Below are 15,408 nucleotides of genomic sequence, written 5' to 3'. Positions count from 1 at the left end.
CGTAAGCAGAGGATCACCATACTCCTCCACTTACGCATCAATCTCGAACTTTTACTTCAGTCGGGCAAACTCCGGCAACCAGTCCCCGTGGGCACGGCGCAGGTCATCAACCATATTGCGAATCTGATCCAGGTCCAGCTCGGCGGCTGTATGTGGATCCATAAAGGCGGCATGGTAGATGTGCTCAACATTTTCAGTTGCAAGGGCTTCTACAGTCAGCTGCTGCACATTGACGTTAGTCTGGATCAGGGCCGCAAGCTGTGGCTCAAGGCTGCCAAAGGCAATAGGTTGAACACCATTGCGATCAATCATACAGGCCACTTCAACACTGATATCCTGTGGCAGGTTGTCAATCAGTCCATGGTTGGCAACATTGCCATAAATGACTGAAGGCTCACCGGTTGCCAGAGAATTCACGATAGTTGCAGCATACTCATGGCTCTCTTTCAGATTCATACTTCCGCCGTCGTGCAGTTTCTTGAGTTCTTCATCCCACTCGGATATCTGGACTTCACAGCGGCGAATATATTCATCGATAGGAATATTGTACTGCTCGATCAGATCCTGCCGACCTTCCTTGATAAACCATGGGCTGTATTCGGCAAAATGTTCGCTTGATTCTGTTACGAAATAACCGAACTGTTCCATGATCTTGTAACGGACAAGGTTATCCTTGGGGGCTTTTCCTTCTGCAAACAGTGACTTGAGGCGAGGGTAAAGATCTTCTCTGTGACCATCAGCATGGACTTTCTCGAAAGTCTTATAGAACGCCATATGGTTGATGCCGCCACAGGTGTAGACAATATCCTTGATCTCTTCACCCAGATCTTCCGCCAGATGTTCAGCCGTTCCCTGTACGGAGTGACACAAGCCCACGTAGTTAATATCAGGGGCCAGACGATGCATGGCACCGCTGATAATGGCCATTGGATTGACATAGTTCATCAGCAGAGCATTGGGGCAGAGTTCCCGGATGTCATTGGCAATATCCAGCATGACCGGCACGGTACGCAGTCCGCGCATAATGCCGCCAATACCGAGAGTGTCGGCGATAGTCTGCTGTAAACCGTACTTCTTCGGGATATCAAAGTCGGTGACTGTGCAGGGCTTGTAGCCACCAATCTGGAACGATGTCATAACGACGTCCGCACCTTCCAGGGCTGCACGCCGGTTTTCAGTTGAGACGACAGTGGCTTCTACTCCCATCGCATCAACAAGCTTTGCGGCTACCAGATGAGATTCAGCCAGTCGTTTGCTGTCAATGTCCTGCAGAGCAATTTCTGCATTTTGAAGTGCGGGTTTATGAAGAATATCGCGGACAATATTTCTCATAAACACAGTGCTGCCAGCGCCAATAATGGCAACCTTAAAACCCATTTGATACTCCCCGGATCAACAGGAATGCTGGAATAACAGAGATAGCCTCTGCTGGATTGTGCCAATTTTTGATTCGACGCTACAGAAAGTCAGTCCGTTTCATAAACAGTTATTCCTGAAAGATAAGATTGCTGTTGATTACTGATTTTTTGGCAACTTCTTAATAGTGATAGAATGTTGGTTCTGGCTCTGGTGGTATCTCCTTGTCTATGACCGATTTCAAAACGTTGAACAGCACTCAAATTGCCAAACTGGCAGGCGTATCAAGAAGTACTGTTTCCAAAGTGATTAATAATTACCCGGATATTCCCGAGAAGACCAAAGACAAGGTTCGTTCAGTCATTGCCGAGTATCGCTATACACCCAATGCTTCTGCACAGGTTCTCAGGGGGAAACCTCAGGCCGTTATCGCTCTCTATGTTTATGCGGGTGTTGATGAGGTGAACCAGGATTCCCTTTGTGGTTTGAGTTCTCCCTATGTAATGGGTGTGATTTCCAACTTCGTTGTGGCAGCTAATAATCGTGGTCACCGGCTGATGATTGAACTGCTTCGTCACGAAGAAGACGAGCAGGAGATCGAGCACCGGGTCCGTGAGCATTTTGACTCCAAAAGTATTGCCGGTGCTGTTTTTCTGGGCCTGCCAGAAACGGTGTCCTTTATCGACAATCTGACCGATGAGGATTTCCCGATTGCAGTGATTGACCGGGAAGTTAATGACCATGGGATGGCGTTAAATATTTTCACCGATGACAGATATGGTGGTGAAATGGCAACTGAACACCTGATTGCCAACGGGTTTCGGCACCTGTTGTTTATCGGCGGGGATATGAGCAAACGTTCTGCCCGAAAGCGGGCTGAAGGTTATGTTCAGGCGATGAAGAAGCACGGATTAACTCCCGAACTTTTATCAGGGGATTTCACAGAGCAGTGTGGTACTGCTGCAGCAGAAAGAATTCTGGCAAGAGATTCAAAACCTGATGCAGTCGTTTGTGCTTCTGATATCGTTGCCTATGGATTGATTCGTACACTGCAAAAGCTGGATAACGACTACCTCCATAAGATGGGAATCATTGGTTTTGATGGCAGTGTGCATAATGATTTTCAGAGCCCGCCTCTGTCTTCAGTCAAAGTTGACTTTGCGGCAATGGCGCGGGCCACGATTTCCTCTTTGCTTAACCCTGACAGCGAGACTGACAGGGTTATTCCAGTCACTCTTGAACCAAGAGCATCAAGCCTGCGGTGAATCCTGCCTGGTGCTGATTTAGCGGGTCATCACGATGTATCCGGACTCAGGCAGCGACACTTCATTCAATCCGCATTCCAGCGTTAAGGTTTTGTTGCTGGTTTCCAAACCCAGGCAGTCAAAAACAGCAGCTTTTACAGTTGATGTTTCAGGAACCTTGATATAGAGGCTGTCAGATAAGGCGCCGTTAACCAGGGTGACCTGGTTTTCACCGGAATTAAACAGTTCGGCCACAACCGGCCCATGAAGAGTCACGATTTTCTGATCACCCAGCTGACTTTCAATAATCGGGTACTGCATCTCCGGAGCAGATGATTTTAGTTTACCGTTCAAAAGAAGGTTCCGGTGTTGTTTCCAGAAACCCAGCCAGTGGCGGGTCATTGCCAGGTGTTCTTCAGACAGCTCTTTCATATCCGGAGATATCTGGGGCACCGAGAACAGGGTATTGATAAAGTGCAGGCTGGCACTTTCCACCCTCTCTTCAGGTGACCAGATAAACATATCGGAATGCACCGCTGTGTTTCCGGATAGCATCCGCAGATCCATAATGCTCATACGGTTCATGATGGAATCGTTCGGACAATCGTGGACCCGGAAAATATTGCCATACTGACGAATCTTCGGGCCGATATATTTCTGGCGGAACTCGATCAGAATACCGGGATTGATGTCTTCAAGTGTGCGACGCACGTCTGACAGAAGTCTGTGGACAGCCAGATGCAGTGACTCTGTATCACGCTCAGAATCAGGTACAAGTGCCTTGCCCTCCGCGTTATTCATATCAAACTCATCAATAAAGTCGAGTTTCAGGCCATCCAGACCATAATCTGACACCATTCGACTGTAAGTGTCGATAAGGTACATGCGGACTTTTGGATAGCGGGGGTCGAAAACTCCGGCATCATTCTTTGTGGAATAAAATAACAGGTTGTCTTTGAACTGATCCCAGACCTCGCAGCCTTTTCCAATAAACGGCACGCTTAGCCACACCATATATTTCATGCCCAGCTCCTGAACCCGCTGAACATGAGCCTTCATATCCGGGAAGCGACGCTGGCTGACCTGCCAGTCACCACAGAAACGGTAACCGCGGTTGTTGTCGTCTGTCTGCCAGCCATCATCGAGAATAATGGTTTTGCAGCCCACTTCATGGGCAAGACGGCACTGGTCTTCAATTTCCTGTTGCTGAAGATTTTGATGGAAGCTGTACCAAGTGGAGTAAACCGGTTCTAAAGCTGCTTCGGGCACTGACATACAGCTATGTTCATCCTTGGCTTCAAACCACTCTGCAATCTGGGTAATGGCCTGATGATAGGGTTTGTTGTTCAGATCCAGTCGCAAGGTTGCATGGTAACTGGTTCTCTCTTCTGAAGGTGAGTCAAACAGGCGAAACTGTATTCGGGCCACTCGCTCTTCTTCATAGGCACCGATATGCATCTTGACTGGCTCAGAGGCATCCGAGAGAGCAACAGTCAGTTTGTTCTGCCCGGTCAGGCTGTAAAAACAGCCAACAGGAGCGAGTTTGCAAATCTGGCTGTCAAAACCATATTGCCATTCACAGATTCCTTTATTTCGAATTGAAACGGGGTTACCGGTTATACCCGGTGTCCAGCAGGAATGAATATCCTCAAATGGAAGGTGAACCTGTAAAACAGTTACCGGTAGAGTGATGGCTTTCTTTGCCTGAACGGCAAAATCAATATAGAGAACCCCATGCTCTTCTCGTTTCTTCAGACTGATGTTTTCAATGTGTTGGTCATCTGCCACTGACAGATTTATGTTCAGGGTGTCGTGGTTTAGCAGCTTGTTCATACTTCCATTTCCGGCCGTTGTATATGGCCTGCATCTTTTTTCGTAGTTTGTTTTTATATTACTAACACGTGTTCGTTGAAGGGTTAAATGCCACACATCAATATTTGGGAATGAATATCTGCAGATTAAAAGGGTCTTACCACTACCAAAATAATAATTCCGATCAGCATAAACACCGGAATCTCGTTAAATACCCGGTAGAACTTATGGCTTTTGGTATTCACCCCCTGGGCAAAAACTTTCACGTAATGGCCACACATAAAGTGATAGATAATCAGCAGGGCAACCAGAGAGAGTTTTGCATGCATCCAGGGTTGAGACATGTCGGATGGAACAAGGTAAAGAAGCCACAGGCCAAAGAGTACTGTCAGAATCATTGAAGGCATCATGATTCCCCGGTAGAGCTTGCGCTCCATAACCTTAAAACGCTCATCACCAACCGTATCAGTTGTCTCAGTGTGATAGACAAAAAGCCGGGGCAGATAAAAGATTCCGGCAAACCAGCACACAATCATTATCAGATGGAATGCCTTTATCCAGAGAAACATACAGCCCCCTTGGGTAGTTGGCGGTTATATTCTGTAATGACTGACCAGGTTTTCCTTGGTCACCAGCCCGATAATTTTTTGCTTCTTCTTTCGTTTCTCACTGAAAATATACAGTGCGTCGACATGTTTTTCAGCCATCATTTCCCAAGCTTGGTAAACCGATGACTGACTCTCAATGGGAGCAACATCGTACCGGGAGGCAGGGATATCAAGCAGATCAACAGTATCAGACGAATCATTGTTGTTATCCAGGTAAAAGACTAAACCGGAAGTCGGCATAATCATGCTGGGGGCACCATTTTCAAGAATAAGAATCCACGTAGGGTTGTTTTTCAGAAGACTGCTTAGCTCAGCCAGAGACTGGAAACGGTTCAGTCGAATGAACTCTGTATCCATCATTGAGGTAATACCAATCCGGCTCAGAGCCTTATGAACCGGGTTATGAAATCGACTGCGACCCTGCAATCCAAGCAGTTGCTCAAAAATTCCGGGCTTACGGAACATCAGGTTGGCGGTCAGGGTGGCAATAATAATGGCCAAGAGTGCCGGGAACAGCAGATTGGTATTGCGGGTCATTTCTACGACAGTCACCAGTGCTGTCAGTGGTGCCTGAAGGACAGAGCCCAGCATGGCACTCATGCCCACCATAACGTGGAAGCCCGCGTTCATATACTCTGTACCGGTCAACAATCCCATAACGGTTGCGCAGAGAGCGCCACCTGCTGCACCAATAAACAGAGTTGGGCCAATCAGCCCTCCGGGTACGCCCAGCCCAAGGCTGATAGAGCTTGCCAGCAGTTTGCCAAACAGGATAAGCACTAAGAAGAGTGGAGTGTGCAGTTCTCCAATCATCAGCTCGGTGATCGTCCCGTAACCTACACCCATCACGGCAGGGGCTGGAATAGCAATCAAACCGGTGACTCCAGCAGCAGTCAAAAGGCGCAGGAAAAGAGGAACGCGAGCCGTTTTCTTAACAAAGAATGTCATCAGCTGGCAGAACAGTGCGCCGAGTACACCCATAACGACGCCTGTCGTCAGGATCAAAGGGAGATCGCTTAACAGTTCAGTAGAAATGGGAGGAACAAGGAACGCTGGATCTGTTCCGTAAATGGTTTGGGTGATAATGGCCGCACTGGCGGATGCGAGCATAACCGGTAGAAAACCGGATAACGTGTATTCCACCATCAAGACTTCCAGTGAAAAAATAACCCCGGCTACCGGAGTGTTAAAAGCTGCTGAAATGGCAGCTGCACTGCCGCAGGCCACCAGGATGCGCAGACTGTTATTGGGTAGTTTCATGCTTTGTCCGAGCAGACTGGCTGTTCCTGCTCCCAGATGAACAGCTGGGCCTTCCCGGCCAATGGAGTGACCACTCGCTATCGCAATGGCTCCGGCAAAAAACTGGTTTAACAGGTTGCCCAGACTTAACCGGGCCTGGTGCCAGTCGAGACGCTCAATAACATGAATAATGCCAACCTGTCGGTAATTCTTGTGAGTAAAGAGGGCAGTCAGCAGTAGAGTCAGAGAGCCAAGGACGGGCAGGAATATACGGATATCCCAGTCAATATCCATAAAAGCCTCTTCCGGAAGCCCTGCCATAAAGAGACTGGATAACAGGGTAATCAGTTCCCTGAACATCATAATAACCAGGGCGGTCAATATGCCGGAAACCAGCCCGAGAAGAGTGAGTTGGGGCAGGGCATCAATGCGGGCAAGCTGGTTTCGAAATCTGTTCAGATCCGGGGATGTTGGTTTAAATCTCACTTTATGGGGTCACGTACGGGTTTGGTTATTTTTACCATGGAAATGCCCGCTGCATTTTCATTTTTCGGTGTGGGCATTTCCCGCTCATGGCTGTTTAAGTGCGGTGTATACAGCACTATTCTGCTTTTTCTACAGCTTTCTGTTTCCAGGCAATACCATCTATTGATTTAATAACGCACATTTTATAATGGACAGAATAAATTAAATAGGTGGGAGAGGACGTGTGATTAAAGCAGGTGTTGTAGGTGGAACGGGATATACCGGTGTTGAGCTGTTACGTTTATTGATACGCCACCCACAGGTTGAATTAAAGGCCGTTACATCCCGTGCCGAATCAGGGAGACGCGTTGAGGAACTTTACTCCAATCTGCGTGGGTATCTGGATCTGGCATTCTCTGAGCCGGATATAGAAACCCTTGCAGAATGCGATATTGTTTTCTTTGCCACGCCCAACGGTGTGGCGATGAAACAGGTGCCTGAACTGCTGAAGCGCGGCGTCAGGGTTATTGACCTGGCAGCGGATTTCCGGATCAGGGATATCCCCACATGGGAGAAGTGGTATGGCCTGACCCACGCCTGTCCGGAATTTGTGGCGGAAAGTGTCTATGGTCTGCCGGAGCTGAACCGTGATGCAATAGCGGATGCGCGTCTGGTTGCCAATCCAGGTTGTTATCCCACGGCTGTTCAGCTTGGCTACAAGCCTCTATTGGATAATGACCTGATCTTTGAAGAAGGCCTGGTTGCTGACTGTAAATCCGGAACAAGTGGCGCGGGGCGGCAGGCCAATGTTGGTACGCTGCTCAGTGAGGCGGGCGAGTCATTCCATGCCTACGGTGTAAGTGGTCACCGACATCAGCCGGAGATACTACAGGGACTTATTGGCATGAGTCATGGAAAGGTACAGAGAGTTACGTTCGTACCACACCTTCTGCCAATGATTCGTGGTATACATGCCACCCTTTATGCGCGGCTGAAAAATGGTACCAGCGAGCAGGAACTGCATCAGCTGTTTGAACAGGCTTATCAGAATGAGCCATTTGTTGATGTGATGCCCTTAGGCAGCCTTCCCGAGACCCGTAGTGTCAAGGGAGCTAACCAGTGTCGTCTGGCAGTCTATCGACCCGGTAATGACGATACTGTGGTGGTGCTGTCTGTGATCGACAACCTTGTAAAGGGAGCATCCGGACAGGCTGTGCAGAATATGAACATTATGTTTGGTCTTCCTGAGAAGGAAGGTTTGGAAATTGTCGGGCTTTTGCCCTGACGCCTGGAGGCAGACTTGAAGAAGTTTTCCCGGTTCTGGCAATCCAGCCGCAAAGCGGCTGATCGCAGGGAAAAAAAACTGCGGGTTGTTGCCCATGACCCTGGTTACGCCTTTCGTATAAGGATACTGGTTCTGTTGCTGCTGGTTGGCACCGGTTGTGCTGGTTTTTATCTGGGAACCAGCTTTGCCTGGAATGAACTGGATGTGATGCGCTCTGAGCTGGGTTCCGTCACGGAGGAGAATGGTTCCTATAAAGTGGAACTGGATACACTCCGTCGCCGGGTTGCCATTCTTGAGCGGGGAAACCAGATCAGCCAGCAGGCTGCAGAAGAAGTGCGTCAGGAACTGATTCGTCTGCGGGAAGAGAAAATCAGTCTGTCCCGGGATATCCGTTTTTATCAGAATATTATGAACCCGGAGCTCGCCAATCAGGGGGTGAGCGTTAAGAGCTTTGAGCTGCAGCCTGCCGGTGATTCCGGACGTTTCCAGTGGAAAATGACAGTTGTCCAGAATGGAAAGAACCACAGGTTCCAGAAAGGAAGGTTGCTGGCTCGCCTGGAAGGTTTCAGGAACGGCAAAAAGGCCGGATATGACTTTGCTGAACTGACCCCTGAATTCAATAAGGGCGGTGAAAAACTGGGTTTTCGTTATTTTCAGGGTATTCCTGGAGACGGCATTTGGGGCTCATTAAAACTTCCGGAAGGGTTTGAGCCGGAGCGGCTTGATGTCACTATCCAGCTGTCCAGTCCGTCTAAGAAAGTGACAAAAAAGTCATTTGATTGGTTTATTGAGGAGTCTGAGTAGTATGTGGGGAAAGAAGCAATCTGCCGGTGATAGGGTGTCTTCTGCTTCTGGTAGTGATGCCACAACATTAATCTCCGAAGGAACCGAGATTCGTGGTGATATGATCTTCCGCGGATCCATGCATGTTGAAGGTCGGGTTATTGGTAATATTCAGGCCCACGAGGGCACCTTGCGTCTGGCTGATGGTGGCTTGATTGAAGGTGATATCCGGGTATCTGATATTGTGATTAACGGCACAGTGAAGGGTGATGTCTTCGCTGCCGGCAAGCTGGAGCTGGCCAGTAAAGCCGATATTTCCGGCAATGTTTATTACAACACGATCGAGATGGTAGTGGGTGCACAGGTGAATGGTGTTCTGGAGCGTGTGGATGCTCCCGATACACTTGAGCCGCCCAGAGAGCTTGGTTGTGTGAAGGAGCCGGAGATCATTCCTGCTCCCGTAATGACGGAATAACGCAAGAAAATACGGGTATCCTGAGGTTTTCAGGTACCGGTTAAAGTTGACTGGATTACTCGGATATGAGGATAATGTCCGAAAATTCAGCCACAGGCTGTCTGATGGAGCCGACTCCTCCCGCACGGAAGAAAACGGCTGCCTGTTTTGATAACAGTCTTGGCAATAAGTTGTCTGGAGGTCGAATGTCTGCTGCCGAAACCTTTGTTCCGGAGCCGGTTATTTTCACTGAGAATGCTGCTGCCAGGGTTAAAGCTCTGGTTGAGGAAGAAGGAAACCCTGATTTAAAACTGCGGGTCTACGTGACTGGTGGTGGCTGTTCCGGTTTCCAATACGGTTTTACCTTTGACGAAGAGCTCGCCGAAGATGATACCGTTGTAGAAAAGATGGGTGTAAAGCTGGTGGTTGATGCCATGAGCTTTCAATACCTGTACGGTTCCGAGATTGACTTCAAGGAAGGTCTGGAAGGTTCTCGTTTTACCGTCAACAACCCTAATGCCGCCAGTACCTGTGGCTGTGGGATGAGTTTTTCCGTCTAAGTTTTTCGCACTGGTTGCTCCTCTGGATTGGCCAGTGCAATCCTCTCCTTGCCCCATTCCTCCCCGTATCGGCTTCTGATATTCCAGTGAGTTGGAGTCACTGCCGCTAACAATTGGTAACAAAATACTTCCGAGTTCAATCAAACTTCTTCCCTGACCGATCGTCTCAATGTGCACTTACGTACATGACTGGTGGCGAGAGAACTATGGCGAAGAAACTCCTGAGTACTGTAGCAGCCCTGACTTTGGCTGGCAGCTTTTCGGTAATGGCAGCAACAACTGAAGTGGCTTTGTATAACCCAAAACAAAAAGTGACTGAGCCAAGTTATTTCAATGTTTCGCTGGCTCATATTAGCTCTTTGATGAAGTGGCCCTACTCCTTAGTGATGGGTAAAAATACTGTTCCAGAAAGGCATGCTGAGATCAGTAATGGATCTTCTGCTGGAGTCACTACTGAGCTACAGGTGTATGGTACTGAAACACAGACAAGTGAAGAACCTGCTACCACCGCGTTAGCCTTGAATAGCTCTCAGGCCAGACCTACTCCTGCAGCTCACACCGGATATGAAGTTATTGCACTCAATCCTGATGCCAGTGTGGTAGTGGTTCCAGGAACCAGTGGAATCATCCCAATGGTTGTTAAGAGGGCTACCAGCTTGATTGGTTTAGGCTCAGATGTTCAAGAGGAATCTGGTAAAACCGTTAATCTGGATATGGCAGATCTTTATCATGAAAGCAGCCCGGGCAGTGCCAGTGAGAGTCAGGCTGTCTATCTGGCTTGCTATTCCCAGCCTGGCTATGAAAAGAACAAAGGGTATCTGGTAAGTGGAAATTACAGGGTGCTTGGCTTTATTCGGGTTAATGGATCCTACGAAGGAATAAAAGCGATCCCTGAGTATATTGAGCGCAATGACAATCCTGACAATGGATGGGATATCAGCCAGGCAACCCATATGTACAGCAGGCACTGCAATAACTTTCTTGAAGCTTGCATGAACATTGATGAGCAGGGCGAACTGGTTTCAAATTGCTGGGCAGGTGGAGAAACCGGTGCCATGAAATCAAGACTGGATGCTGTTCATGATGAGCGCTACAGGGCTACTTGGCATGAGTCGGTAAATGGGGTAAGTAATTCAACTGCCATTGCATACTAATTTATGCGGGATAAACTCCACCCAGAATACGCCTGCCGGATGCATTGGTCACGGCAGGCAAATTACCCGGTAAACCAAGGAGGGTCTGTTGGGCCAGCCAGGCAAATGCTGCGGCTTCAACCCATTGTGGGGCAAGGCCTATTGCGTCGGTCGTGTTAACTGACAATTCCTCAAGGCAACTTACCAACCTGCTCATCAGAGTTGCATTCCTCGCTCCACCACCACAGACAAAGACTTCCTCACAATCTGGTGCATAAAGAGCAATAGCGTCAGCAATCGTTCGGGCTGTCAGCTCTGCCAGGGTGGCTTGAACATCTTCCCCTGAAAGGTCCTGATCCCGTTGCGACAATCCGTGCCATAACCAGGCATGATGAAAGTATTCTCTTCCGGTACTTTTGGGTGGTGGACGTGAGAAATAACTGTCGGAAAGCAATGTGCTGAGCAGCGCCGCAGAAATCTTGCCACTTGCTGCCCACTGTCCATTTTGATCATAACGGCGGCCGCTATGACGATAACACCAGTCATCCATCAGGGTATTGCCCGGGCCTGTATCAAAACCGATAACAGTGTTGGTACCAGCCGGAGGCAAAATGGTTATATTGGCAATACCTCCAATATTGGCAATAATCCTGGTTTTTTCAGGATGTCGAAAGACTGCTTCATGAAAAGCAGGAACAAGCGGTGCCCCTTCTCCTCCGGCTGCCATATCCCTGCGGCGGAAATCAGCAACAGTCGTTATACCTGTTTGTTCAGCAATAAGGCTGGGATTTCCGATTTGCAGTGTATTGCCAATTTGCGGCATATGGCGAATGGTCTGACCGTGACTGCCAATAGCTGCAATATCTTGAGGAGCGTGGCCGGTTTCATCTAGAAGATTGCTTACCGAATCTGCCGCGAGAATAGCGACTGCCAGATCAGCTTCGCACATGGCTTCAATTTCATTAGCACCAGGCTGACAGAGTGCGTTGAGTTGGTTACGTAATCTTGAAGGGTAGGGCAAGGAAATTTGCCCTACAAGAGTTGGGAATCTGGAGGTCAGATCAACCAGCACTGCATCCATTGCATCCAGGCTGGTGCCTGACATCAGACCGATATAAAGCTCTGAATCAGTTTGTACCATTGTTGAGATCGCTCTCCGCAGCAGCCAGCAGGGTTCCTGAATACCGCTCAAGCTCGGCCAGCATAACCCGTGTTATCTGGCGGAAGTTAGCCATCTCTGATTTTGGCAGTGGCTGCGCTTCAGGCAGCTTAACTGTCAAAGGGTTGCGGTGTCTGCCGCTTACCCGGAATTCATAATGCAGGTGAGGTCCGGTTGCCCAGCCCGTCTGACCGACATAGCCGATAGTCTGCCCCTGTTTGACCCGTTGGCCTTTCTTTAAACTGCGAGCTATACGGCTCTGGTGGGCATACAGGGTTTCAATGTTATTCGGGTGCTTGATAATAACAACATTGCCGTACCCTTTCTGGCGACCAGCAAGCTTCACAACGCCATCGCCGGCAGCCTTGATGGGTGTTCCTGTTGGTGCGGCGTAATCAACACCTCTGTGAGGGCGCTTGGTTTTGAAGATGGGGTGCAGGCGGTTGGGATTAAATGGTGAGCTGATACGAGTGAAATCTACAGGTGTGCGAATAAAGGACTTGCGCATACTCTTTCCGCTCGGGGTGTAGTAGTCGCTGTTGCCCTTGTTATCGGTGTAATAAACCGCTTCCAGAACTTTATCCCGGTTGGTAAAGGTGGCAGCTAGAATATCACCGTAACCGATACGCTCGCCGTCCAGATACTTCTCTTCATAAACCATGTTGAAGCTATCGCCTTTGCGGATATCCATAACGAAATCGATATCCCAGCCAAAAATATTGGCCAGGCGCATGGTCATATTATCGGGAAGACCTGCCTTGGTAGCAGCAAGGAACAGTGAGTTATCAATTGTCGCCCGGGCATAAGCGCGACGGATTTCAGGTTCGCGAATAACTTTCTTGGAAGAGTATACGTTCTCATTGACTGAGTAGACGACACTCTCAAGACGGTTCTGCACATACTTGAGTTCATTCAGCTTGCCATCAACGCGGCCAAAATTAATAAACTGGCCTGGGCGGATTCTTGTCAGAAGCCTGCCATGATCAGTTGAATTAAGAATGCGGTGAAGAGTGCCGGCACTCAGAGACTGACGGCTGAAGATATCTGAAAGAGTATCACCTGAACGGACTTTGACTTTCTCCCACGCAATAACAGGTTCTGCAGGAGTTTTCGCTAGCGCTTGAGAAACTGTCTGCAGCTGATCGGTGTTTAAGGTGGTGTCTGAGATTGTCTGTAATATAACTTCACGGCCATCATCTTCTATGGACGATAAGGTGAGCGGGATTTCTGTCCGCTTGGCCTGTGCGTCCTCGCCTGGAAGAAAGGCGAGAACCAACCCAATACCCGTTGTCACGCAGGCTATGGCAACCACGTGGCGGCGGGGAAAATTCTGGACTGCAGAGCGCAGTATTCGTTTCAATAAGTTCATGCCTGAGAATCACGGCTTATAAGAAAATCTTTTAACAGAATATAGGATATAAAACTTTAGGACTTTAGGAAACACAGTGACTTCTGACGAAACTTTGGGAGCAGGTAAGGTATCCTATGCAGTTATCTCGCTCAGCGCCAAGGGGATGGCTTGAAAACGCCAAGAAATACGGGAAATAGGGCTTTTTCTAATGGTTCTGGTGGTTGTCTTTTTTTTGCCATAGGGTATGTTTGCTCACTTAATTTATGTAAATGTCAATTCCCGGGGCAGAAATGCTGTTTTTCCGGGGCTATACAGGTAGTTGAACTATGTCAGGCGGTCAAAAACCGTTATTGGAAGATCTGCAGCAGCGTGGTCTGATCAATCAGGTAACGGCAGAAGAAGAGCTTGTGTCCCACCTTTCTGAAGGTTCTCGCACGCTTTATTGTGGCTTTGACCCCACCGCCGACAGTCTCCATCTTGGTCATCTTGTGCCTCTGCTGGTTCTCAAGAGATTTCAGCAATATGGTCACAAGCCTATTGCTCTGGTTGGTGGTGCTACCGGTCTTATTGGTGATCCAAGCTTTAAAGCTCAGGAGCGTCAGTTAAATACCCCTGATGTTGTTGCTGGCTGGGTAAACAAGATCAAGGGGCAGGTCAGTCAGTTTATCGATTTTGACTGCGGTGAGAACGCAGCTATTGTTGCAAACAACCTGGACTGGACAGGCGATATGAATGTTGTCGATTTCCTGCGTGAAATTGGCAAGCACTTCTCTGTTAACCAGATGATCAAGAAAGAGTCTGTACAGCAGCGTATTAATAGAGAAGATCAGGGTATCTCCTTTACCGAGTTCTCCTATGCTCTGCTGCAGGGAATGGACTTTGCTGAACTCAATCGTCTCTATGATTGCACCCTGCAGATCGGTGGGTCTGATCAATGGGGCAACATTGTTGGTGGTATTGATCTGTCTCGCCGTCAGAATCAGGCACAGGTGTTTGGTCTGACTGTTCCCCTGATCACCAAAGCAGATGGCACCAAGTTTGGTAAGACTGAAGGTGGTGCAGTCTGGCTGGATCCGAGAAAAACATCTCAGTACGCCTTCTATCAGTTCTGGATGAATACTGCTGACGCCGATGTATATAAATTCATGCGCTTCTTCACCTTCATGAATGTTGAAGAAATTGATGCAATTGAAAAGGCTGATGCAGAACGTCAGGGCCGTCCTGAAGCTCAGAATGTTCTTGCCCGTGAAGTGACCCGTCTGGTTCACGGTGAAGAAGGTCTGGCATCTGCTATTCGTATTACCGAAACCCTGTTCTCTGGTGATCTGGCTGACCTAAGCGAAAGTGAAATGGAACAGCTGCGCCTGGATGGCCTGCCTGCATCTTCTTTCTCTGCTGCAGATCTGGAAGGAAAGTCTCTCAACCAGTTCCTTGCTGAAGTCGGTGTTGCTCAGGGCAGTCAGCTGAAAGATGCTCTCAAGCGTGGTGCTGTTCTGGTCAATGGCGATGCCAAGACTATGGAAGACAATATGAAACTGGTCGAAGCTTTTGATGCTGAGAAAGCACTGTATGGCCGTTTCTTCCTGGTTAAAGTTGGCAAGAAAAAACATCATCTCTTTGAGCTTATTTAATAGCAGCTATACATTGTTGAGAAACACCGCCACTTGGCGGTGTTTCTGTTTTTACGGCTTGGAAGAAATTAAATTAACGTTGTTAATTATTTCTGTCCTTAACTGGTTGACATTGAAACGCAAATTCGTAGAATGCGCTCCTCGTTGGCCAGCGGCGAAACACGACAGTGATTCGAAACTGACTGGAAGCAGATTTAAATCTGCTTCTGGAAAATCTGCGGGTTGACAAGTATCGGTGCCACGGTAAAATGGCGGCCTCGCTGAAACGACTGCTTCACAGTCAACCGGAAACGGCTTCAGTAATCCTCTTCGCGAGATGCGATGAAGA

14 protein-coding genes are annotated in these 15,408 nt (G+C 48.6%); 7 read left to right on the top strand and 7 right to left on the bottom strand.

Going from position 1 to position 15,408, the window contains the following annotated elements; genetic code table 11:
* Positions 1-51: 51 nt before the first annotated feature.
* Positions 52-1,377 (bottom strand): alpha-glucosidase/alpha-galactosidase, encoded by a 1,326-nt coding sequence (gene melA / locus M3P05_RS11280; protein WP_249699733.1) that lies wholly within the window; start codon positions 1,375-1,377, stop codon positions 52-54.
* A 209-nt stretch (positions 1,378-1,586) separates the two neighbouring features.
* Between melA and M3P05_RS11275 the strand changes: the two genes are divergently transcribed.
* Positions 1,587-2,621 carry a LacI family DNA-binding transcriptional regulator gene (locus M3P05_RS11275; RefSeq protein WP_249699732.1) on the top strand — a complete coding sequence of 345 codons (1,035 nt, stop codon included), beginning with the start codon at positions 1,587-1,589 and terminating at the stop codon, positions 2,619-2,621.
* 18 nt (positions 2,622-2,639) lie between these two features.
* Here the strand turns inward: M3P05_RS11275 and M3P05_RS11270 are convergent, their stop codons facing one another.
* The 3 genes from M3P05_RS11270 to M3P05_RS11260 form a co-directional block, all read right to left on the bottom strand.
* Positions 2,640-4,433 (bottom strand): glycoside hydrolase family 36 protein, encoded by a 1,794-nt coding sequence (locus M3P05_RS11270; RefSeq protein WP_249699731.1) that lies wholly within the window; start codon positions 4,431-4,433, stop codon positions 2,640-2,642.
* A 125-nt stretch (positions 4,434-4,558) separates the two neighbouring features.
* Entirely contained in the window at positions 4,559-4,981 is a 423-nt protein-coding gene (hemJ, locus tag M3P05_RS11265) for a protoporphyrinogen oxidase HemJ (RefSeq protein ID WP_249699730.1), read from the bottom strand.
* 24 nt (positions 4,982-5,005) lie between these two features.
* The gene (locus tag M3P05_RS11260; RefSeq protein ID WP_249699729.1) at positions 5,006-6,745 is read right to left on the bottom strand and encodes a chloride channel protein; all 1,740 of its coding nucleotides are present in this window, start codon (positions 6,743-6,745) and stop codon (positions 5,006-5,008) included.
* Between the two features lie 223 nt (positions 6,746-6,968).
* Between M3P05_RS11260 and argC the strand changes: the two genes are divergently transcribed.
* The 5 genes from argC to M3P05_RS11235 all read left to right on the top strand — a co-directional run bounded on the left by argC (position 6,969) and on the right by M3P05_RS11235 (position 10,960).
* The gene (gene argC, locus M3P05_RS11255; RefSeq protein WP_249699728.1) at positions 6,969-8,009 is read left to right on the top strand and encodes an N-acetyl-gamma-glutamyl-phosphate reductase; all 1,041 of its coding nucleotides are present in this window, start codon (positions 6,969-6,971) and stop codon (positions 8,007-8,009) included.
* A gap of 15 nt (positions 8,010-8,024) precedes the next feature.
* Entirely contained in the window at positions 8,025-8,813 is a 789-nt protein-coding gene (locus tag M3P05_RS11250) for a DUF6776 family protein (RefSeq protein WP_249699727.1), read from the top strand.
* A gap of 1 nt (position 8,814) precedes the next feature.
* Positions 8,815-9,267 carry a bactofilin family protein gene (locus tag M3P05_RS11245; protein WP_249699726.1) on the top strand — a complete coding sequence of 151 codons (453 nt, stop codon included), beginning with the start codon at positions 8,815-8,817 and terminating at the stop codon, positions 9,265-9,267.
* A 185-nt stretch (positions 9,268-9,452) separates the two neighbouring features.
* Positions 9,453-9,806 carry an iron-sulfur cluster insertion protein ErpA gene (erpA, locus tag M3P05_RS11240; RefSeq protein ID WP_249699858.1) on the top strand — a complete coding sequence of 118 codons (354 nt, stop codon included), beginning with the start codon at positions 9,453-9,455 and terminating at the stop codon, positions 9,804-9,806.
* A 206-nt stretch (positions 9,807-10,012) separates the two neighbouring features.
* Positions 10,013-10,960: a hypothetical protein gene (locus M3P05_RS11235; RefSeq protein ID WP_249699725.1), complete on the top strand. Its 948-nt coding sequence runs from the start codon at positions 10,013-10,015 to the stop codon at positions 10,958-10,960.
* 1 nt (position 10,961) lies between these two features.
* Here the strand turns inward: M3P05_RS11235 and M3P05_RS11230 are convergent, their stop codons facing one another.
* On the bottom strand, positions 10,962-12,080 hold the full coding sequence (locus M3P05_RS11230) for an anhydro-N-acetylmuramic acid kinase (RefSeq protein WP_249699723.1): 1,119 nt from the start codon (positions 12,078-12,080) through the stop codon (positions 10,962-10,964).
* Complete coding sequence (locus M3P05_RS11225) at positions 12,067-13,458, bottom strand: OapA family protein (protein ID WP_249699722.1); 1,392 nt, start codon at positions 13,456-13,458, stop codon at positions 12,067-12,069. The genes M3P05_RS11230 and M3P05_RS11225 overlap by 14 nt, the downstream gene beginning before the upstream one ends.
* A 317-nt stretch (positions 13,459-13,775) precedes the next feature.
* Here M3P05_RS11225 and tyrS point away from each other — a divergent pair, with 317 nt between their 5' ends.
* Positions 13,776-15,080, top strand: a complete 1,305-nt coding sequence (gene tyrS, locus M3P05_RS11220) for a tyrosine--tRNA ligase (RefSeq protein WP_249699720.1) — start codon at positions 13,776-13,778, stop codon at positions 15,078-15,080.
* A gap of 51 nt (positions 15,081-15,131) precedes the next feature.
* Here the strand turns inward: tyrS and M3P05_RS11215 are convergent.
* The coding region (locus tag M3P05_RS11215; RefSeq protein ID WP_249699719.1) for a hypothetical protein at positions 15,132-15,408 on the bottom strand (277 nt) is incomplete at its 5' end.

It is taken from the genome of Parendozoicomonas callyspongiae, assembly GCF_023502345.1.
GTDB lineage: Bacteria > Pseudomonadota > Gammaproteobacteria > Pseudomonadales > Endozoicomonadaceae > Sansalvadorimonas > Sansalvadorimonas callyspongiae.
The sequence above is the reverse complement of the archived record's forward strand: the minus strand, read 5'-3'. Positions and strand labels throughout refer to the sequence as shown.